Annotated in this window: 18 protein-coding genes; 9 read left to right on the forward strand and 9 right to left on the reverse strand. The window is 70.7% G+C overall.

From position 1 onward, the window contains the following. The 5 genes from C3492_RS23705 to C3492_RS23720 all read right to left on the reverse strand — a co-directional run bounded on the left by C3492_RS23705 (position 1) and on the right by C3492_RS23720 (position 3,427). Complete coding sequence (locus C3492_RS23705) at positions 1 to 519, reverse strand: (2Fe-2S)-binding protein (RefSeq protein WP_103813769.1); 519 nt, start codon at positions 517 to 519, stop codon at positions 1 to 3. A gap of 192 nt (positions 520 to 711) precedes the next feature. Next, positions 712 to 1,608: a helix-turn-helix domain-containing protein gene (locus C3492_RS23710; protein ID WP_103813770.1), complete on the reverse strand. Its 897-nt coding sequence runs from the start codon at positions 1,606 to 1,608 to the stop codon at positions 712 to 714. A 44-nt stretch (positions 1,609 to 1,652) separates the two neighbouring features. After that, entirely contained in the window at positions 1,653 to 2,501 is an 849-nt protein-coding gene (locus tag C3492_RS23715) for an oxidoreductase (RefSeq protein WP_103813771.1), read from the reverse strand. Between the two features lie 38 nt (positions 2,502 to 2,539). Continuing rightward, entirely contained in the window at positions 2,540 to 2,665 is a 126-nt protein-coding gene (locus C3492_RS45985; RefSeq protein ID WP_258055842.1) for a hypothetical protein, read from the reverse strand. A gap of 447 nt (positions 2,666 to 3,112) precedes the next feature. Then, a complete protein-coding gene (locus tag C3492_RS23720) occupies positions 3,113 to 3,427 on the reverse strand; it encodes a hypothetical protein (protein ID WP_103813772.1) in 315 nt (104 codons plus the stop codon). Between the two features lie 686 nt (positions 3,428 to 4,113). On the opposite strand from C3492_RS23720, the gene C3492_RS45990 reads away from it, so the two are divergent. The 8 genes from C3492_RS45990 (at position 4,114) to C3492_RS23760 (ending at position 14,151) form a co-directional block, all read left to right on the forward strand. Continuing rightward, positions 4,114 to 4,239: a hypothetical protein gene (locus C3492_RS45990; protein WP_258055843.1), complete on the forward strand. Its 126-nt coding sequence runs from the start codon at positions 4,114 to 4,116 to the stop codon at positions 4,237 to 4,239. Between the two features lie 65 nt (positions 4,240 to 4,304). After that, positions 4,305 to 5,579, forward strand: a complete 1,275-nt coding sequence (locus C3492_RS23730; protein WP_103813774.1) for a hypothetical protein — start codon at positions 4,305 to 4,307, stop codon at positions 5,577 to 5,579. A gap of 24 nt (positions 5,580 to 5,603) precedes the next feature. Beyond that, positions 5,604 to 7,034 carry a peroxidase gene (locus C3492_RS23735; protein ID WP_103813775.1) on the forward strand — a complete coding sequence of 477 codons (1,431 nt, stop codon included), beginning with the start codon at positions 5,604 to 5,606 and terminating at the stop codon, positions 7,032 to 7,034. Continuing rightward, positions 7,031 to 8,194, forward strand: a complete 1,164-nt coding sequence (locus C3492_RS23740; protein WP_103813776.1) for a catalase family protein — start codon at positions 7,031 to 7,033, stop codon at positions 8,192 to 8,194. Before C3492_RS23735 ends, C3492_RS23740 begins: the two co-directional genes overlap by 4 nt. 107 nt (positions 8,195 to 8,301) lie before the next feature. Further along, complete coding sequence (locus C3492_RS23745; RefSeq protein WP_103813777.1) at positions 8,302 to 8,691, forward strand: hypothetical protein; 390 nt, start codon at positions 8,302 to 8,304, stop codon at positions 8,689 to 8,691. Between the two features lie 55 nt (positions 8,692 to 8,746). Continuing rightward, on the forward strand, positions 8,747 to 10,561 hold the full coding sequence (locus C3492_RS23750) for a peroxidase family protein (protein WP_103813778.1): 1,815 nt from the start codon (positions 8,747 to 8,749) through the stop codon (positions 10,559 to 10,561). Beyond that, on the forward strand, positions 10,558 to 13,563 hold the full coding sequence (locus tag C3492_RS23755) for a patatin-like phospholipase family protein (RefSeq protein ID WP_258055844.1): 3,006 nt from the start codon (positions 10,558 to 10,560) through the stop codon (positions 13,561 to 13,563). Before C3492_RS23750 ends, C3492_RS23755 begins: the two co-directional genes overlap by 4 nt. 231 nt (positions 13,564 to 13,794) lie before the next feature. Next, on the forward strand, positions 13,795 to 14,151 hold the full coding sequence (locus C3492_RS23760; protein WP_374938365.1) for an STAS domain-containing protein: 357 nt from the start codon (positions 13,795 to 13,797) through the stop codon (positions 14,149 to 14,151). 48 nt (positions 14,152 to 14,199) lie between these two features. Here C3492_RS23760 and C3492_RS44715 read toward each other — a convergent pair whose 3' ends face one another. Beyond that, positions 14,200 to 15,618, reverse strand: coding sequence for a HAMP domain-containing protein (locus tag C3492_RS44715; protein ID WP_258055845.1), 1,419 nt, complete (start codon positions 15,616 to 15,618; stop codon positions 14,200 to 14,202). An 82-nt stretch (positions 15,619 to 15,700) separates the two neighbouring features. Here C3492_RS44715 and C3492_RS23770 point away from each other — a divergent pair, with 82 nt between their 5' ends. Beyond that, positions 15,701 to 16,414: a response regulator transcription factor gene (locus C3492_RS23770; RefSeq protein ID WP_103813945.1), complete on the forward strand. Its 714-nt coding sequence runs from the start codon at positions 15,701 to 15,703 to the stop codon at positions 16,412 to 16,414. On the opposite strand, the gene C3492_RS23775 is transcribed toward C3492_RS23770, so the two are convergent. From C3492_RS23775 to C3492_RS23785, 3 genes are all read right to left on the reverse strand, one after another. Beyond that, on the reverse strand, positions 16,392 to 16,778 hold the full coding sequence (locus C3492_RS23775; protein ID WP_258055846.1) for a response regulator: 387 nt from the start codon (positions 16,776 to 16,778) through the stop codon (positions 16,392 to 16,394). The two genes, C3492_RS23770 and C3492_RS23775, sit on opposite strands and share 23 nt — an antisense overlap. A 284-nt stretch (positions 16,779 to 17,062) precedes the next feature. Further along, positions 17,063 to 18,139 (reverse strand): glycerophosphodiester phosphodiesterase family protein, encoded by a 1,077-nt coding sequence (locus C3492_RS23780; protein WP_103813783.1) that lies wholly within the window; start codon positions 18,137 to 18,139, stop codon positions 17,063 to 17,065. 39 nt (positions 18,140 to 18,178) lie between these two features. Continuing rightward, positions 18,179 to 19,399 (reverse strand): alkaline phosphatase, encoded by a 1,221-nt coding sequence (locus C3492_RS23785; protein ID WP_103813947.1) that lies wholly within the window; start codon positions 19,397 to 19,399, stop codon positions 18,179 to 18,181. Between the last annotated feature and the right edge of the window lie 211 nt (positions 19,400 to 19,610).

The raw sequence follows: 19,610 nt of genomic DNA on the forward strand, positions 1-19,610 counted from the left end.
TCAGCCCTCCGCCGTCACGTCGCGGATCGCCGCGCGAATGTTCGGATAGGCGCCGCAGCGGCAGATGTTGCCGCTCATGAACTCGCGGATGTCGTCCTCCGAGTTCGCGCGTCCCTCGGCGATGAGGCAGATCGCGGACATGATCTGCCCCGGCGTGCAGTAACCGCACTGGAAGGCGTCGTGCCGGGCGAAGGCCGCCTGCATGGGATGCAACTCGCCGTCGACCGACAGGGCCTCGACGGTGGTGATCTCGCGCCCCTCGTACTGGGCGGCCAGCGCCAGACACGACACGATGCGCCTGCCGTCGACCATGACCGTGCAGGCCCCGCACGCGCCCTGGTCGCACCCCTTCTTCGCGCCGGTCAGGCCCATGTGATCACGCAGTGCGTCGAGCAGCGTGACCCGCGCGTCGAGGCTGAGCCGGTGGGGTGTGCCGTTGACGTCGAGGGTGACGTCGACCCGGGGCACTGGCGGCGGTGGCTGGGGAGCCGGGAGGGCATCGGATTCCAGATGCTTCATGGTGCCTCAATTCTGATCTTCCCGGTGGGATCGCTGCCGGAAGGGAGGTTCCGTGAGGGGGGAAGACGCGGCTGCACACCTGCGGGAGGTTGTCGCTGGTGCGAAACTAGTCCGGGTCAGTAGATTTGTAAACTTGAAGAAGAATGTCGCTTTATGTCGGAATTGACGAGATGCGGGACGCTCACATCCGGGTCACCGACTCGGTGACTGCTCGTCCTCGGACCGGGCCGCCGCGTCCGCCGCCCCTGCGGGGAGCTCGGTGGCGGCCCATCCCGTCAGGAAGGTCATGGCCTGCGCGGTCGGCGAGTGCGGTTCCGCGGTGTAGACGAGCAGACTCTGGTCCGTGGAGCCCCGCACGTCGAGCACCTGGAAGTCCAGGCTGAGCTCCCCGGCGACCGGGTGGACGAACTCCTTGCGGCCCTGACGCTGGGACCGGACCCTGTGGTCGGACCACCATCGGCGGAAGTCCGGGTCCTTCAGGGAGAGTTCCCCGACGAGCCGGGCGAGTTCGGGATCGTTCGGGTAGCGGCCGGCGTCCATGCGGAGATAGGCCACACACTCCTGGGCGACTCGCTCCCAGTCCGCGTACAGCCCGCGGACCTCGGGGTCGAGGAAGGTGAGCCAGATGTGGTTGCGGCGCTTGGCCGGCAGCCGGGAGTAGTCGGTGAAGAGCGCCGCGCCCAGGCTGTTCCACGCCAGGACGTCCATACGGCGGCCGAGCACGAGCGCCGGGACGTTCACCATGCTGTCCAGGAGGACCTGGGTCGCCCGCGACACCTGCCGGCTTCTCGGTGCGGCCGGCTTCGCCCCACCCGCCATACCGGCTTCGGCGGCGCACCTCAGCAGGTACTCCTCCTCGTCGGGACGGAGCTCCAGTGCCCGGGCCAGGGCCGTGAGGACGGCCGGCGAGGCCGACTTCGCACGGCCCTGTTCCAGCCTCACGATGTAGTCCACGCTGACGCCCGCCAGCGAGGCGAGTTCCTCGCGCCGCAGCCCCGGCACCCGGCGGTGCCCGGACGTGGGCAGCCCCATCTGCTCCGCACTGACCCGGGCGCGGCAAGCGCGCAGGTATACACCGAGCTCTGTCACGGCGGCCTCCTTCTCGTACGAGCCGTGCCGGGTCGTGCGACCGGTCAGACGGCGGCCTTCGCGTCGTCATGGTCGGTGGACAGGGCCAGCTCCCGCCAGGTGTCCGTCTCCTCGCGCAGCTGAGCGATCTTGAGGTCCATGGCCGCCGCGCAGTCGCTTCCGAGCTGGGCGCGCAGCGGTGGGCGGGCGGCGTCGGCGAGGGTGAGGACGGCGGCGGCGCCCTTGACGGGGTCACCGGGCTGGGCGTGGTTGAGCCCGGGCACGGCCCGCCGCACGGCGCCGGCGGTCCCGGCGTAGTCGGAGATGACCTGGCCCTCCGTGAGCAGGCTGGTGGCGTCGAGGAAGTCGGTGCGGAAATATCCCGGCTCGACGATCGTGACCTGGATCCCCAGCGGCGCCAGTTCGGCGCGCATCGCCTCGGACAGGCCCTCCACCGCGAACTTGGTGGAGCAGTAGACGCCGAAACCCGCCACGCTCTCGAAGCCGCCGACGGAACTCAGGTTGAGGATGCGGCCCGACCTCTGCCGGCGCATGACCGGCAGCACGGCACGGGTGACGTTGGCCAGACCGAAGACGTTGGTGTCGTAGACCGAGCGGAACGCGGCGTCGGAGGTCTCCTCCACCGCGCCCAGCACGCCGCGTCCGGCGTTGTTGACCAGGACGTCGATGGTCCCGAACCTCTCGACGGCTGCCCCGACGGCCTCGCGGGCCTGTGCCTCGTCGGTGACGTCCAGGGCGACGGCGAGCAGGCTGTCCCCGTACCGGGAGAGGGCGTCCCGGACGCCCTGGGGCCTGCGGGCCGTCGCCACGACCTTGTCACCCCGCTCAAGTGCCTGACGTGCGATCTCCAGGCCGAAACCGCGGGACGCGCCAGTGATGAACCAAGTGGTCATGCCACTGCCTTTCATTCGTTCGATGGTAGGAAAAACGGTCAGAAGGGGCGACCTGCCGAGGGGGATCCCGGCCGGTCCCTGCGGGCGTCGAGGGCGCCCGCAGGCACGGCGAGCAGGGCCACCAGCAGCCCGGACCAGGCGGGCACGGTGCTGGTGGATCCCACCGGCGAGGAGGAGGGGCAGGACCGCACCGGGGGCGGAGCAGGCGTACACGACCGTCGAGGTGCGAGGTGGTCGTGCCGAAGCCATCGCCGCTGGTACAGCCCGTACAGCGGAGACGGCGCGCTGCCGGCGGCCATGACGGCGAACACCACGCCGACCACGGTGCGGAAGTGCCGGGGACGGTACCTCCGGCTGTGGTGAGCGGTGCGGTGCCGGGCCGCCCGTCCTGGGCTGGAGCAGGGCCGGCTTGTCGGTGGCGTTCATGGGGCTTGCCATCTCCGTGGGACGCGCGGTTCGCCGCCGCGTGGGCAGGTGGGTGGCGGGGCGCCTGCACGTGCCGGAGCCGCCTCGCGGAATCCATCGTCGCGACCGAGGGCCTTCGCATACAGGGAGGCATTTTCCTGGGCACGGCTCCCTGGGAAAGCCAGTACCAGGCACGCGGCGGGGCTTCATGCCGGAGGAACGAGTGCGCCGTAGGCGAAGACCGGCCTGGGCGGGGTCGCGCGCATCGATCCTGGTGAGGACGTGGGCGACGGCGACTCGACGGTGGGATCGGCGGCGTGGAGCTGTGCGGCGATCCCGGCCTGCGTCCAGCCGGCGGCGACACGAGTTCCTCCCGCTGGGCGTCCCTGCGGAGGAAGCCGCCGGCTCCGGCCGCGCAGGGCTTCGTGGGCGTACTCGCCGACGTCGAAGGCGGTCGGGACCAGGACGCAGGGTCGGCCGGCGGACTCGACGACGCGGCGGGCGGCCCCGATACCGGCCACGCCTCCGGACGTCCATCAGGCCGACGTCAGGGAGCAGTTCGCCGATGGCGCGCGTCGCTTCGCCACCGCTCGCCGCCTCGCCGCCTCGCCGACGACGATCCTGTCGGGCTGCGCCTCCGGGAGCATGCTCAAGGCCGTGCGCCGCGGGACCTGGTCGGGGAGCGGGCTTGCACCATCTCCGCACAGGCCTGCCCCGCTGAACGTGGTCGCCGCCATGCCTCGCCGGCAGTCCCACAGCAGCCGGATCACCTCGGCGCACGTACCGCGGAGTGGTGATGCGCCGCAGGCGCCTGCCGATGGGTCCAGCGTTCCACGCCGAACGGATCCCCCGGCGTGTGCGCCGCTGATGGTATGTCAGTGAACTCGCCCAGCGAATTCCGCTGACATAGTTCACGATTCAGTCAACTTTGCGGTCCTCACCCGCATACGTATCGTGCGCGTGCCCCCGCAGCTGTCGCACCGCAGGGCTGTCGGGATGCCGGGGACGGGCGGGCGGAAATAGGATGGCAGTAGCGACGGCGCACGGAGACACGTGCCCGCGGCAGTGGGCTCATGGAGGTGCACGATGAGCCATGCCACCGACCTCGGCGCGGACCGGCTGCCGGGCATGTCGCGGCCCGAGCCCGACCGGTTGTTCCGTCACTCCCCGCACGGGGAGACACCCCCGGGAAAGGGGCCTGGGGACGGTGTTCCTGGGACTCGCCTCGAAGACGAACGCCGGGCCGGCTCGCCGTCTCGTGTGGCAGGGCGACGTCCTCGACCCCGGCGGCCGTGGACTGCGCGAACTCGTCTCGCCGTCGGTGAAGTCCTGAATTCCAGCCCGGCGTTCGGGGACGCGCGGACCTGAGGTCCTGAGCGGAGGCGGAGGTGTTCGAAGATGCCGTACCAGACGGCGGTCACCGTCCAGGCCGCCCTGCCGCCGGACCGGGTCGCCGAGGTGCGGGAGCTGCTGCACGAGGCCGGCCGGAAGAGCACGGCCGGTGAGTTGTTCCCCTTCGCCGAGATACCGGGCATCCACTTCGCACGCGTGGTCCTCGTTCCCGAGGGACCCGGCGGCGTCGCGGCGGACATGCCGCCCAGCGTCGTGTACATGAGCGAGGTGGACGGGTCCGTCGAAGCGCACCTCGCCGATCTCGTCCGCAAGGCGAGAGACGGCCTGGACCGGGTGTTCGGGCACTGCGCCGGATATCCGGCGGGCGGCTCCCCGGACGCCGCGCGGATCGACTGGCTGCGTGCCCATGCGGTGCCCTGCGCCGCCTTCTACGTCAACACCGTCGGCAGGGGGCGGCAGCAGATCGAGGAGGAGGCCCTGCTGCGCGAGGTGATCGAGGAATTCCTCGACCGGAACGGACCGGACCTGGCCGCCAGGAGCCCGGTGGAGATCAGGGCCGCCGTCCAGGAATACGTCGGCGGCCGCGAGGACCTCGCCTGGGCCCGCACCGGCCCCGCGCCACCCCCGCTCGGCCGGCGGATCCGCCGGGCCGCCCACCTGGTCGGGGTTCCGCTGGCCGCCGTAGGGCTGCTGCCGCTTCTCCTGACCGCCCTGCCGGCCTGGGTCGTCCTGCTCCGGCTGCACGAACGCCGCGATGTCCCCGACCGTGCCCGTCCGAGCCACGACCGCATACGCGAACTCGCGGGCTGCGAGGACTTCGTGGCGCAGAACCCGTTCACCGCCGTCGGCCTGGTCAAGGCCGGCCCGTTCCGGCGGATCACGCTCACCACCGTCCTGTTCGTCGTGGACTACGGGGTCCGCCACGTCTTCGACCGCGGGAACCTCGCCGGGGTCAAGACGATCCACTTCGCGCGCTGGCTGTTCATCGACGGGAAACGGCGGGTGATCTTCGCCAGCAACTACGACGGCAGCCTGGAAAGCTACATGGACGACTTCATCGACAAGGTCGCCTGGGGGCTCAACGCCGTGTTCAGCAACGGCCTGGGCTATCCGCGGGTGCGGTGGCTCGTGCTGGACGGTGCCAGGGACGAGCAGGCCTTCAAGAACTACCTGCGGTGCCACCAGGTGCCGACGCAGGTCTGGTACTCCGCGTACGACACCTCGACCGCGCACGACCTCGACATCAACGCCCGCATCCGGGCAGGCCTCTTCGGGCACCTCGGCCCCGCCGAGACGGAGGCCTGGCTCGCCCTGTTCTGAAGGGCCGGAAGGAAGGGTGACACCATGACGACGCCGCTGGAACTCGACGACATCCAGGGCCTGGTCACCCGCGGCTACCGCACCCTGACGTCGGCCTGCTTCCTGCTGCTCGCCACGGCCGGGCCGGCGGCCACCGCCCGTGCCGCGCTGGGGCGACTGGCGCCCCGCGTGACGAACGGCCTCTCCGAGCCCGCGGACACCGCCGTCAACGTGGCCCTCACCTCGGACGGCCTGCGGCACCTGGGACTGGAGACACCCGAACCGGACGGATTCCCGTACGAGTTCGTCGTAGGCATGACCGCCCCGGATCGCAGCCGCTTCCTCGGGGACGTCGGGGAGAACGCCCCGGGGCACTGGCGGTGGGGCGGCCCGGCGGGCCGGCCGGTGCACGTCCTGGTCATGCTCTACGCGCGCGACGGGCAGCGGCTGCGACAACTGGAGGCCGAGACGCGCCGAGCGGTCCTGGTCCCCGGCGCCTTCACCGAGACCGTACGGCTGGCCACCGCCGAGCTGACCGACCGTGAGCCCTTCGGCTTCCGCGACGGCATCTCCCAGCCCCTCGTCGAGGGGCTGCGCAAGGCCGCACTGGTGGCCGGCGACGGGGGCACGGTCGGTGAACAGGTGGTCAGGGCCGGCGAGTTCGTTCTCGGCTACCCCAACGAGTACGGGCTGCTGACGGACCGCCCGCTGCTGCCGCCCAGCGACGACCCCCTCGGCGTGCTGCCCCGCGCCCCCGAGGGCGGCGCGGACTTCGGACGCAACGGCAGCTACCTGGTCCTCCGGCAGCTCCGCCAGGACGTCGAGGCCTTCCGGGACTACCTCGACGCGGAGACACGCCGCCCCGACGGCAGCAGCGACCCCGCCGCACAGGAGGCGCTCGCCGCGCACATGGTGGGACGCTGGCCCGGCGGCGCACCCCTGGTCCGGGCGCCCGAGCACGACGACCCCGCCCTGGCGACGGACAACGGCTTCGGCTACCACGCCACGGATCCGGCCGGTCTGCGCTGCCCGCTCGGCGCCCACGTCCGCCGGGCCAACCCCCGCGACTCCCTGGACCCCCGCCCCGGCTCCGCCGATTCGGTCGCCGTCGGACGCCGCCACCGGCTGCTCCGCCGCGGCCGGCCCTACGGTCCCGACGGCACGGAGGACGGCCCGGACGCACAGGGACTGCACTTCCTCGCACTGAACGCCAACATCTCCCGCCAGTTCGAGTTCATCCAGCACACCTGGCTCGACAACCCGAACTTCAACGGACTCCATGACGGCCCCGACCCCCTCGTCGCGCCGCGCCAGGAACGCCGTATGACCTTCACCGAGCAGGGCAGGCCCTTCCGCACCCGCCACCTCGGCCTTCCGCAGTTCGTCACCGTGCGGGGCGGCGCCTACTTCTTCCTGCCGGGCCTGAAGGCACTGCACTACCTCTGCACGGCCGTACCCGAGGGCGGGCGGCAGTGAACGCCGGGCGGCGACTCAACGACGCGATCCTGGGAGGCGTCCTGCTGGAGCGGCGCATCGACCCCTACGTGCGCCCGCTGTTCGACCGGACCCTGCTGCGTCCCCTCCAGGCCGCCGTGCAGTGGTGCGTCAACGTACGCCGCCGGGACGAGCACCTGGGCCTCGCCGAAGAGCGGGCCGTGCCGGGCGAGGCGGCGGTCGCCGAGGCCATCGCGGAGCAGATGGCCCGCTTCGTCCGGCGCCAGTACCGGCCGGGGGAGGCCCAACGGGCCGGCAACACCAAGACCTACGGGGTCGTCCACGCGGACTTCACCGTCCGCGACGACCTGCCCGCACGGCTGCGGCACGGTGTGTTCCGAACCCCCGCCACCTACCGCGCCTGGGTCCGCTTCGCGGGACCCGGCCCCCTCGCGCCGCCCGACATCAAGGACAACGGCGTCCTCAGCATCGGCGTCAAACTCCTCGGCGTCGGCGGTGAGAAGCTGCTCGACGACGAGCGGTGGACCCAGGACTTCACCGGCATCAGCGCGCCGACCTTCACCACGCCCGACGTCGTGGAGAACCTCAGGCTCCAACGGCACGTCTTCGCCGGGACCCCGGTCCTGTACTTCCTCGACCCCGCTCACCCGCACCTCTGCGACATGATCATGCAGGGGCTGTACGCGAAGACCCAGACCAGCCCGCTGGAGGCCCGCTACTGGAGCTGCGCGCCCTACCTCCTCGGGGCGGGTCAGGCCATGCAGTACTCCCTCGTGCCCCGCGAGGCGACCCGCAGCAAGGTGCCCCTGCACCCGCCCGACGACTACCTGCGGCAGGCCCTGGCCGCCGCACTGCGGGACCGCGACGCCTGCTTCGACTTCCTCGTCCAGGTGCAGACGGACGCCCACCGGATGCCGGTCGAGAACGCGTCGGTGGTGTGGCCCGAACGCCTCTCGCCGTTCGTGCCGGTGGCCACCCTGCGCCTGCTCCGGCAGGAGTGCGATCCGGCGGACCAGTTCGCCCGTGCCGACCGGCTGTCGTTCAACCCTTGGCACGCCCTGCCCGAACACCGGCCGCTGGGCAACCAGAACCGTGCCCGCCGCACGATCTATCTGCGGCTCGCGCGGCTCAGACAGGCCATGAACGGCACGCCGCACCAGGAGCCGGGAGAGGAGGAATGACGGTCGGCGGCCGTCCCGGCCCCGACGCGCGCATCAGGACCGCCTCCCATATCGTAAGAAAGAGGGCGTGAACATCCTCCGGATGCACGCCTGGAAGGGACGCTGGGATGGACGTGCGGACAGCCGCGCGCCGTTCTCTGGCCGTCATCCGACTGGTGAACGGCGCGGCGGCGCTGCTGACCCCGCGAGTGATGGCCCGCCGTCTGGGCGCGGACCCCGGACAGCCCGCCCTGGTCTACGTGCTCCGCATGTTCGGAGTGCGCACCGTGGTCATCGGCGCCCAACTGCTCTGCCCTGCGGACGCGGACGCACGCGACCGGGAGCTGCGCACCGGCACGCTCATCCACACGAGCGACGCCCTCGCCGCCGCCTGCGCCGGCCGCGAGGGCCTGCTTCCGCGCCGCATGGCCGCCGCGGCCACGGCGATCTCGACGGTCAACGTCGCCCTGACACTCGTCGCCCGGGGGTGGCCGTGCCGGCTGCCGGACGTCCGCTGACGCCGCAGCCGCCGCGCCGGGCCTCCCGGGATGGGACGCCGGAAGGAATCCCCTCATGAGCACAGCACCACAAGGCCGGGCCCCGTGGTTCGTGCAGCTGCACGACCGGCTGGCGGTCGCCGTCGACCGGAAGGTCGGCTGGTACCGCCTGCCCAAGCCCCTCGGTCTGCTGACCCTCGTCGGCCTGCGGGACAACCTGCGCCGCAAGAACCTCTTCGACACCGGCTCCTACCCGTCGTGCGACCTGCCGGAGATCGGTGCCCCGAACGTGCAGAACCTCACGGAGCGCACGGCCGACGGGACCTACAACGACCTGGCCGACCCCCGCATGGGCATGGCCCGTTCGCGCTTCGGCCGCAACGTGCCGCCGGACCGGGCCTTCCCCGAACCCGAGCCACGCCTGCTCTCCCCGAGCCCCCGCGAGGTGAGCCGGGCCCTGCTGACCCGGGACGCGTTCGTTCCGGCAGAGTCCGTCAACGCCCTGGTCGCCGCCTGGCTCCAGTTCATGGTCAGGGACTGGGTCAGTCACGGGCAGGGCACCATGGACCGCCCCTGGCACATCGATCTGTCCGACGACGACCCGTGGCCCGCACCACCGATGCTCATCCCGCGGACCATCCCGGACCCCACCCGCCCCGACGGGCACGACGGTCTGCCGCCGACCTTCCTCAACGAGAACTCGCCCTGGTGGGACGCGTCCCAGCTGTACGGGAACAACCTGGAAGAGCAGCGTTCGCTGCGCACCGGCGAAGGCGGCAGGCTCCGGGTTCCCAACGGCCCGCTGTTCCCGGACGATCCGGACAAGGACCCGGCGGCGATTCCCGGCTTCTGGGTGGGACTGGCCATGATGCACCTGGTCTTCCTGCTCGAACACAACGCGATCTGCGACGCGTTGCACGACGCCTGCCCCACGTGGTCCGACGAGGAGCTCTTCCAACGGGCACGGCTGGTCAACGCGGCGCTCATCGCCAAGATCCACACCGTGGAATGGACCCCCGCCGTCATCAGCCACCCGACAACCGTCACCGCCCTGCGCACCAACTGGTACGGCCTGATGGGCGAGCGCCTGCACAGGCTGCTCGGCCGCCTCGGCGACAGCGAGGTGCTCAGCGGCATCGTGGGCGGACGCACGGACCACTTCGGCGTCCCGTACTCGCTCACGGAGGAGTTCGTCGCCGTCTACCGCATGCACCCCCTCATCCCGGACGACTGGAGCTTCCGGTCGGCCGCCGACGACTCGCTCCTCCAGGAGGCCACCTTCCGGGAACTGACGGGGTGGCACGCCTACGACATCCTCGGCAAACACACCCTGAGCGACCTGCTCTACTCCTTCGGCACCTCCCACCCGGGCCTGGTCACCCTGCACAACTACCCGAGGTTCCTCCAGGAGTTCCAACGGCCCGACGGCAAGCTCATGGACCTCGGGGCCGTCGACATCCTGCGGTCGCGCGAGGTGGGTGTGCCCCGCTACAACGAGTTCCGGCGCCAGCTCCACCTCCGCCCCGCCGAGGACTTCGACACCCTCACGGACAACCCCGTCTGGGCCGAGGAACTGCGCCGGGTCTACGACGGCGACATCGAGCGCGTCGACCTCTCGGTGGGCCTGTTCGCCGAACCCCGCCCCAAGGGCTTCGCGTTCAGCGACACGGCCTTCCGTGTCTTCGTCCTGATGGCCTCCCGCCGCCTCAACAGCGACCGGTTCCTCACCAGGGACTACACACCTCAGGTGTACACCCCGACCGGCCTTGACTGGATCGAGAACAACACCATGACCAGCGTGCTGCTACGGCACTTCCCGGGGCTGCGGGCGGCTCTGCGCTCGGTGGACAACGCCTTCGCCCCGTGGGCCGCGGCCGGGGGCCCGCAGTGAGACACGAGGCGGATGACGGAGCGCGCGGCCTGCCGGCCCCGCCGGCAGACGCACGCCCCGCCACGCTGTCCCGCCTGCCCGGCTGCGTCCTGGCCGTCGTGGCCCTCGCCGTCTTCGGCGCGGGGCTCTGGATCCGCCTCCGGGCCCCCGCCGTCGACGACGTGGGGCTGCAACTGGCCGGCGACGCGCGTGCGGCGCAAACCCTCGTCGGCGACCGGACGGCCGACTTCCGTACGGCACTGACGGCCGACTTCGTCCTCATAGGGACGTACACCGTCAGCACGGTGCTCGCGTTCTGGCTGAGCGACCGCACCATAGCGGTGCGCATGAGGCACCGCATCCTGATCGCGTACGGGATCGGCGCGGCCGTCGCGGCGTGCGTGTGCGCCGTGACCGAGAAGCTGCTGCTTCTCCATGGCCTGAGCGGCGCCGACTGGGCGTTCGCGTGGGCGGCGGGCTTCGCGACGGTCAAGTGGCTGCTGCTCGTCCTCACCGTACCGGTCGCCGCGGTCCTCATCGGGATCGTCCTCAAGCGGGCCGCGTTCCACGGCTGCGCCCGGCGCCGGTACGAAAGAGAGCGCGCACGCCACGAGACGTGCGTGTGCGAGAACGGGCACAGGGGCGGCACGACCGACCCCCGGCCCGAGGGGCCCGACGTCGTCGCGCCCTGGCCCGTGATGGCGTGGGGCCGGACACGCTGGCCTGGTACAAGACGCGGTGACCCGCCCCGTACCAGGGAGGCGCGCTGGGAGAACGGCAGCCGGGTGCCACCCGGCCGGGAACAGGGCGGGCTCGGCTTCTGCGTCTCGGGCGGCGGCATCCGCTCGGCCTGCGTCACCCTGGGCGCGCTCCAGGCCCTGCGCCCCCAACTGCTCCGGGCACGCTACCTGGTGTCGGTCTCCGGCGGCGGCTACACCACGGGTGCCCTGCAACTGGCGCTGGCCGCGACGGGCGGCCGCCGTGGGGAAGACCACACCAGGGTTCGTACCCGCGAGGTCTTCATGCCCGGCACGCCGGAAGAGGACCACACCCGCCGGCACTCCAAGTACGTCGCGGAGGGCACCGGCCAGTGGCTGGCCGCCATCGGGGCGGTTCTGCGGGGCCTGCTGGCCTCTCTGGGACTGCTCACCGCGACCGTGCTGGTCCTGGGGCTCGCCCTGAGCTGGGGCTACCACCTCGTTCCGCTGGCGGACCCGACCCGGCTCCCGGGCTTCCGGGGACCCGCGCTGTGGGCCGTTCTCGCCCTGCTGTGCTGCGCGGCCGTCTTCTGGTTCCTCTGGCTGGTGTCCCTGTGCCTCGCCAGGCGGTTCCTGTCGGGCGTGCTGAAGAAGACCTTCCTCACGTTCGTGGTGGCGGGCCTGCTGCTGGCCGTCGTGGTGGTCGTCCTCCCCGCCCTGGAGTGGGTGACGGCACGCCTGTGGACGCTGCACGCCCCGGCGACCGCGTTGAGCGGCGGAGTCGTGGCGCTGCTCACCTATGTGACCGTGCTGGCCGGCACCACGTGGCGACGCATCGAGTCCACCGAGCGCGCCGTCGAGTCCGCCAAGCGCACGCGGCTGGTGCGCGCCATGCCTGTCGTCGGCAAGTACCTGCTGGTGTGGGTGGTTCTCGTCGTGGTGGCGGTGGCCTCCCTGCTCGTTCTGGGCGGGGCGATCCACGTCGGGCGGACATGGCCCGTGGCCGTCCAGATCGGTCTTCCGGTCGTCCTCTGCGCGGTCGCGCTGAGCCTCGACCAGACGTGGACGAGTCTCCACCCCTTCTACCGCGCCCGGCTGGCCACCGCGTTCGCCGTCCGCCGCCGGACCGAGCCGGACGGTGAACAGCTCGCGGTCCCCTACGACTTCGACGAGCCGACACCGCTCTGCTGCTACGCCAGGCGGCACCCCGGCTTCCCCCAGCTCGTCTTCGCGGCGGCGGCCAACCTGTCCGGCGACGACCGCACACCGCCGGGGCGGCACGCGGTGTCGTTCACCCTGTCCTACGACTACGTCGGCGGCCCGGACGTCGGGTACGCCCGGACGGACGTCCTGTGGGAGCGCACCAGGCCGGTCATCCGCAAGGACCTGACCGTCGAGTCGGCCGTCGCCGTCTCCGGCGCGGCGTTCGCCTCGGCCATGGGACGCCAGGCGCGGGCGTTCCAGACGCTGTTCGCGCTCTCCAACGCCCGGCTCGGCACCTGGCTCCCCAACCCCGGCGTCCTCGGACCCCTTTGGCACGAACCCGCCGACTGGGCGCTGCCTCCGATGCCCGGCATCCGCCGCCTGCCCTACCTGCTGCGGGAAGTGTCCGGCCGCTACCCGTTGGACGACCGGATGCTGCTGGTCACGGACGGCGGGCACTACGAGAACCTCGGCCTGGTCGAACTGCTCCGGCACGGCGTCACCACCGCCGTGTGCGTGGACGCCAGCGGGGGCTCCGGGGCCTTCGCCCCCGCTCTGGGCGAGGCCATCGCCCTGGCCCGGGAGGAACTAGGGGTCGAGATCAGGATCGCCCGCGAGGACTGGCAGAAGCTCGTCCCGGGCAGCGCGCCTCCCCTCACGGCACAGCCGACCCAGCCCACCCGGCCGGGCCAGCCGCCCCCGCCCGCCCAGCCGCCGCCGAACCCACTGGCCGCCCTCGACCTCCGGCTCTCGGCCGACTCGGTGGTCGTGGGCGAGATCGTCTACCCGCGGCCACTGGTGGACGACCACGGTCGAAGGCTCGGGACGCGGGGACGTCTGATCGTCGCCCGGGCCACGCTGACCCCCGACATGCCCTACGCGCTCCTCGCGTACGCCCAGGCCAACCCGGCATTTCCCCACGACGGGACCAGCGACCAGTGGTTCGACAGCCGGCGCTTCGACGCCTACCAGGCACTCGGCCACTGGATCGGCGAGCGGGTGGCGAAACTGCTCCCGGCGGAGAGTTGCGCGCCCCGGACCGGATACCGGGGTGACGGAAGTCCGTCCGCCGCACAGCAGCGACCGGTACATGAGGGCAGGGCGGGCGGAAGGGTGCTCTGAGAGCAGAGCGGTTCCTCGATCTCCCGCGAAGCCTGGTGGCTGGCGGGAGGCGGGCGGTGGGGGCTGGCTGCAATGACGTCGCCGTGGTCGTGTTCCTAGCGTGGACGCGTCGGCTGATCCGGCCGGACTTGGGCTCGCCTCGCCGAGCCGAGACCTGGGGAACGCCTCTGAGAACGGGACACGCACGTGAAAGCTGTCTGCACCGTCTTCGTCGGAACCCGGCCCACAGTGGTGAACGTGGCCGGTGAACTGGACATCGCCACCGCCGCCCACACTGACGCCATATTCACCGCCGCGACCAGGGGCAGGCACCCTGACGTCGTCATAGACCTGAGACAGGTGACCTTCCTGGACTGTGCGGGAGTGCGCCCTCTGGCAGCCACCGCGCGCCGAGTCCATGAGGCAGGGGGCTCACTGACGCTGCTGGCCGGTCATCCCATGGTCGTCAAGGTCCTGCGCTTCAACAATCTGATCCCTGACGGAGCGGCGCCGGCCGACAGTGCCGTCCCGGCCCGGCACCTCCCCGCGTACCCGCTCGCGGTGCATCGCTGCGACGACCGCTGCCGTGCGCTGGTGGAGGAACGTTGACGGAGTGCCTCGTTCCCCTGACCCGGCACGAGAGGGGAAGGCGCGGCGTCACGAGAGGGGAAGGCGCGCCTGCACTGTCGTTCCGTGTCCGCTGGGGCTGTGGAGGGTGAGCGTTCCGTCCAGGGCTCCCACACGGTCGGCGAGGCCCACGAGACCCGAGCCCTGCCCCAGAACGGCTCCTCCGACGCCGTCGTCGTGAACGGACAGGCACAGGACGTCGTCGCGGGCATGCACGGAGACGCGGACGTAGGACGCGAGGGCGTGCTTGGCGGTGTTGGCCAGTGCCTCCGAGACCACGTAGTAGGCCGCCACCTCGACCGGCTCGGGCAGTCTCCGGGGGACATGGACGTCGAGTTCGACCGGAACCAGTGAGCGACGGGCCAGGGCACGGAGCGCGGGGGGCAGCCCGCCCTCCGAGAGGACCGCTGGATGGATGCCGCGGGAGAGCTCGCGCAATTCGTCGAGCGCCGCCAGCAGCGTTGTGCTGACCCGGGCCACCCTGGCCCTCAGCTCCGGTTGATCCACGGGTACGGCGCCTTGGGCGGACCGCAGTTCCAGCACCAGGGACACCAGCCGCTGCTGGGTCCCGTCATGCAGGTCGCGTTCGATGCGTCGCCGGGCCTGGTCGGCGGCTGCGAGGATCCTGGACCGCGAGGTGGACAGTTCGGCATGGCTTTCCTCCAGCGAGTCGGCCATCCGGTTGAAGCTGCGCTCCAGCACGCCGATCTCACCGACCCCTGTCTCCGATGTGCGCGCGGTCAGGTCGCCGTCGGCGAGCCGGCCGGCCATGGCGGCGGCTCGTCGCACGGGATGCACGACCGCTCGGGTGACGTAGCCCGCGTATCCGATGACGAGCACGCCCGAACCCGTCAGACCTCCGGTGGTCGCGATGACCGCCTGGTCGGCGACCGAGGCGGCGCGTTCCTCCCGGGCCGCCGCGAGCTTCCGTTCGGTGAGCACGATGCGGTGGCACTCGCCTCGGATCGCCTCGACGCGTCGGTCGTTCTCGATGGCCGAGGCCCGCATCGCCGGGAGGTCCTGCTTCGCGACGTTCATCAGTGGCATGGAGTATTCCTTGACGACGTCCGCGAAACCCGCTCGCTGGACCTGCTCCGTTCTGATCCGCTGGGCGGAGTTGGCCAGGCGTGTCAGCGTTCCGGCCTCCTTGGGCAAGGCGGCCTGAGCAACCTGCCAGCGCTTGATGAACTGCTCGCGGCCGGTGAGTTCGTAGCCGCGCAGGTCCGCCTGGAGACTGACGACGCTGTGCCGCACCTGGTCGGCCGCCAGCAGCAGCTCTTCGGATTGCTGCGCGAGCCGTTGGGAGGCGCGCAGATCGACACTGCAGCGGAACAGGACGGCGAAGGCCGAGCTGATCAGGAGCACGAGGAAGCCACTGGCGACGATCACGCGGCGCACGAGATCACCGTTGGCGCCGGTTCCCCGGGCACGGGAGGCGAGCGGACGCACGTTTCCTCCCTGTTGGTGCAACAGGTTCTGCGCGGGTCCCCGGCAGGTGCCCACCGGACGGGACCCAGGGACAATGGTAGGTATGACGCCAGGACGCCCGACGTCCCGTGCCGGGGACGAGCCGAGCCGGAACGGCCCGGCCAGGACGATCCTGCGGGTCGTCCTGGCCGAGGACGACGTCCTGTTCCGTGAGGGGCTGGCCAGCCTGCTCCAGGGCGCGGATTGTGCGGTGGTGGGGCAGACCGCCGATGCCGTCCAACTGCTCGACGTGGTCAGGGCGGCGAGGCCGGATCTGGTCGTGACCGACATCCGGATGCCGCCCGGGCAGGCCACCGACGGGCTGGATGCGGCCCGCACCATCCGGCAGGAGTTCCCCGGCATCGGAATCCTGGTCCTGTCGGCGTACGCCGAGGTCGACCGGGCGCTGGAACTCCTGGAGAGCGGCCACGGCGTCGGTTACCTGCTCAAGAGCCGGGTGAGTGACGTGCGGGACTTCCTTGAGGCGATGCACCGGATCGCGAGGGGCGGGTCGGTGGTGGATCCCGCACTGGTGCGGGAACTGGTCTCCGCCCGTCGCAGGGAGGATCCACTGGCACTACTCAGCGCGCGGGAGCGCGAAGTGCTGGAACTGATGGCCGAGGGCCGTTCCAATGCCGGCATCGCCCGTCGTCTGTGGGTCACTGAAGGAACGGTGGAGAAACATGTGCGCAGTATCCTCGCGAAGCTGAACCTGCCGGAGACCGACGACGATCACCGTCGCGTCCGGGCCGTCATCACCTTTCTTGAGGCTCGATGACCGAGCCGTCCTGGTGACTGTCCTCGGTGAGCAGCGTCCGAATGGCGTCGCCTGACAGAGCGGACTTCGCCAGGAATCCGACCGCGGTGCTCTCCTCGACCAAATCACCATAGTCCTCCTCCGCATGGTTGGAAACCAGAATGACCGGGGGAGGGGAGGGACCCGTCTCGTCCTGCAGTCGACGGGTCAACTCGAAGCCGCTTTCGGCACCGAGATCAATGTCCACCAGCACCACCTCCGGTCGGAGCCGCTCCACCTGCCGCATCGCTCGCGCGCCGTCGGGTGCCACGCCCACGACTGCGATGCCTTGCCCCTCCAGCAGGCAGCGAGCGGCTTCGAGGAAGTGCGGGCTGTCATCGACCATCAAGCAACGCAGCATCCATCCAGCATCCAGGACGCGTTTTTGTCCGGCATTACCGCTAGCTGTATTTCTCCCGAGGGTGGGGGGCGGGCCTCGGTGGCTGGATGTTCGAATTTCGTACGGCAAGAAATTGACAAGAATGCGGTAAGGGCGGATATGGGTGCCCCCATTCTCGGCCGCAGTCCGCCGGCCCTCTTCCGCCGCCCGGCCCGGGCCCGAAACGCACACCCCCCCGGAACGGGAAGAAGCTGCTCCGGGGGGCGGGGATGCGGAGTGGGCCGCGGGCGTCAGCCCTTCGGCGTGTACGCCTTCGGCAGGCGCATGCCACGCTCGGCCATGATGTCCCGGACGCGGTTCGGGTAGTTGGTGATGATGCCGTCGATGCCCATGTCCATGAGCGCCTCGACGGTGGCGGGGTCGTCACAGGTCCACGGGACGACCTTCAGGCCGCGCTTGTGGGCTTCGGAGACCATCTTGTCGTCGACGTAGAACTCGAAGTCCGGGTCCGAGACGACGCCGTCCTGCGGGAAGCCGTACACCGGTGACAGTGCGGTCACGCCGGGGACGGCGGCTGCGGCCTTGACGAAGTCGCCGTCGTAGTCGTCGGCGTCGATGCCGCCGAGCCACGGTGAGGCGCCGGGCTTGCCGACCTGGAGGAAGTCGTAGTTGGTCAGCGCCACCAGGGGGTACTTCGGCGCGAGCTTGTGCATCTCCTTCAGGGCGCCCCAGTCGAACGACTGGATGGTGACCTGGTCCTCGATGCCGGAGGCGTGGATCTCCTCGTACACACGACGCACGAACAGCTCGCGCGGCGCGGTCTGCTCGGGGGCGCCGGCCTCGACCTTGGTCTCGATGTTGAGCTTGACCTGCCGGGCGTTGTAACTCTTGACCAGGTTCAGGACGTCCTTGAGCTCCACCATGCGGTGGCCCTTGATCTGTTCCTGCTCGGGGAAGCCGGGGAGCTGCTGGTAGCCGCAGTCCATGGTCTTGATCTGCGCCAGCGTCAGGTCCTTGATGTACTTGCCGACGTACGGGTACATCGGGTCGCCCGGGGTGACCGGCGCGGTGTCCTTGCACTTCTGGGCGCTGATCTGGCGGTCGTGGTTGACGACGACCTTCCGGTCCTTGGTGACGTGGGTGTCCAGCTCCAGGGTGGTCACACCGAGGCGCATGGCCTTGCCGAAGCCTTCCAGGGACTCTTCGGTGGTCATGCCGATGCCACCGCGGTGGGCCTGCAGGTCGAAGTGGGTCTTCTGGGGGAGCACCGTGGGCTGGGGGTCGGCGGGGGCCGCCTGGGCGGCGGTCGCCGGGAGGGCGAGCACGGGCACGACGGCCAGTGCTGCGAAAGCATGCCGGAGGGACACTTCAAGCCTCGTATTACGTGGGATTGGCCGGTCAGCCGGTCAGTGGCGGGGGGCCAGGACCTGGGACAGGACGTCGTGGACGTAGGTGTTGGCGTGCTTGCCGGTGAACCGGCTCGCGAGCGGGCCGGCGGCCGTGACGGGAACGTCGACACTGGTGTGGCCGGAAGTCGTCCAGTCGATCGTGAACGTCCGGTCACTGCCGTGGATCGTGAACGGGCCGTCCTCGACGGAGACACCAGTGCCGGACTCGTCCGCGGTGTCGTTCTCCTCGACCGCCAGGCCGCCGGTCTCGTGGTCGCCGGTGATGACCAGGAGGGTGTCCGGGTGGGTCGCCTGGTAGGCGCGGGCGACGGCGACGGCCTTCTCCAGCTGCTGCATCGACTGCAGGACCCGCGTGCCGTTGTTGCTGTGCGCGAACTCGTCGACGCCTTCCTCCTCGACCATGAGGAAGAAGCCCTTCTTGTTCTTGTCCAGCGTCTTCAGCGCCTTGCTGGTCATCGTGGCGAGGTCGACGGCCGGGTCGTACACGTCGCCCTGGCCCTCGGGGCGCTGCTGGAACATCTCCTCGTTGCCGAAGAGGCCGAGCAACTTGCCCGCGGGGGCCTTGTTCAGGTCCTTCGCGCTGGTGACGTACCTGTAGCCGGAGCGCTGGGCCTTGGCGATCAGGTTGCCCTTCGTGCCGCGGCTGCCCTCGCTGGTGTCCTCGGCGGGCTTGTCGGGGAAGGCACCGGGGGTGCCGGCCGGCAGCCACCAGTCCTCGCCGCCGCCCAGGATCACGTCCGGCTTGCTGACGTCGAGGTACTGGCGGGCGATCTCGTCCTGCTTGCCGCGGTCGGCGGTGTTGGCGAAGAAGGCCGCGGGCGAGGCGTCGGTGACCTGTGCGGTCGTCACCAGGCCGGTGGACTTGCCCGCCGCCTTGGCCTGCGCCCCGAGCGTGGGGAGCGGGTTGCCGTCGGTGTCGACGCTGATCGCGCCGTTGTACGTCTTCTCGCCCGTGGCCCACGCGGTGGCGGCCGCCGCGGAGTCCGTGACCACCGCCTTGGGGTCGTCCGGGGTGGTCGTCAGCTGACCGGAGACGGGCAGGCGATCCATCGTCAGCTGGCCCTGCAGGCCCGCGAGATGCAGCCGTGCCGCCTCACGTGCGGCGGCACCCATGCCGTCGCCGTTGATGAAGATGACGTTCTTCGCGGTGGGGGCCTTGGCCTTCGCCGTGCTCTGCGGAGCACTGGCGGAGGCGCCCGGCGTGGGGTTGAGCACCATGGTCGCCACCACGGCCGCCGACGCCGCCGCGACAGGCGCTCCCCATCGCAGACCACGCACGTTTCTGTTCACAAACTCTCCCATGGGCATCGCAAAGTTCTTCCTTTGCAATTGAATGGGGTGGTGATCGATCACGGCCGAACCGCAAGTGACGTCTGTGCCAACACTCCGCGTCCGACCTACCCCGAGTCGAGGAACAGCAACTCCATGA

Source organism: Streptomyces sp. Ru62, from assembly GCF_002920615.1.
Taxonomy (GTDB): Bacteria; Actinomycetota; Actinomycetes; order Streptomycetales; family Streptomycetaceae; genus Streptomyces.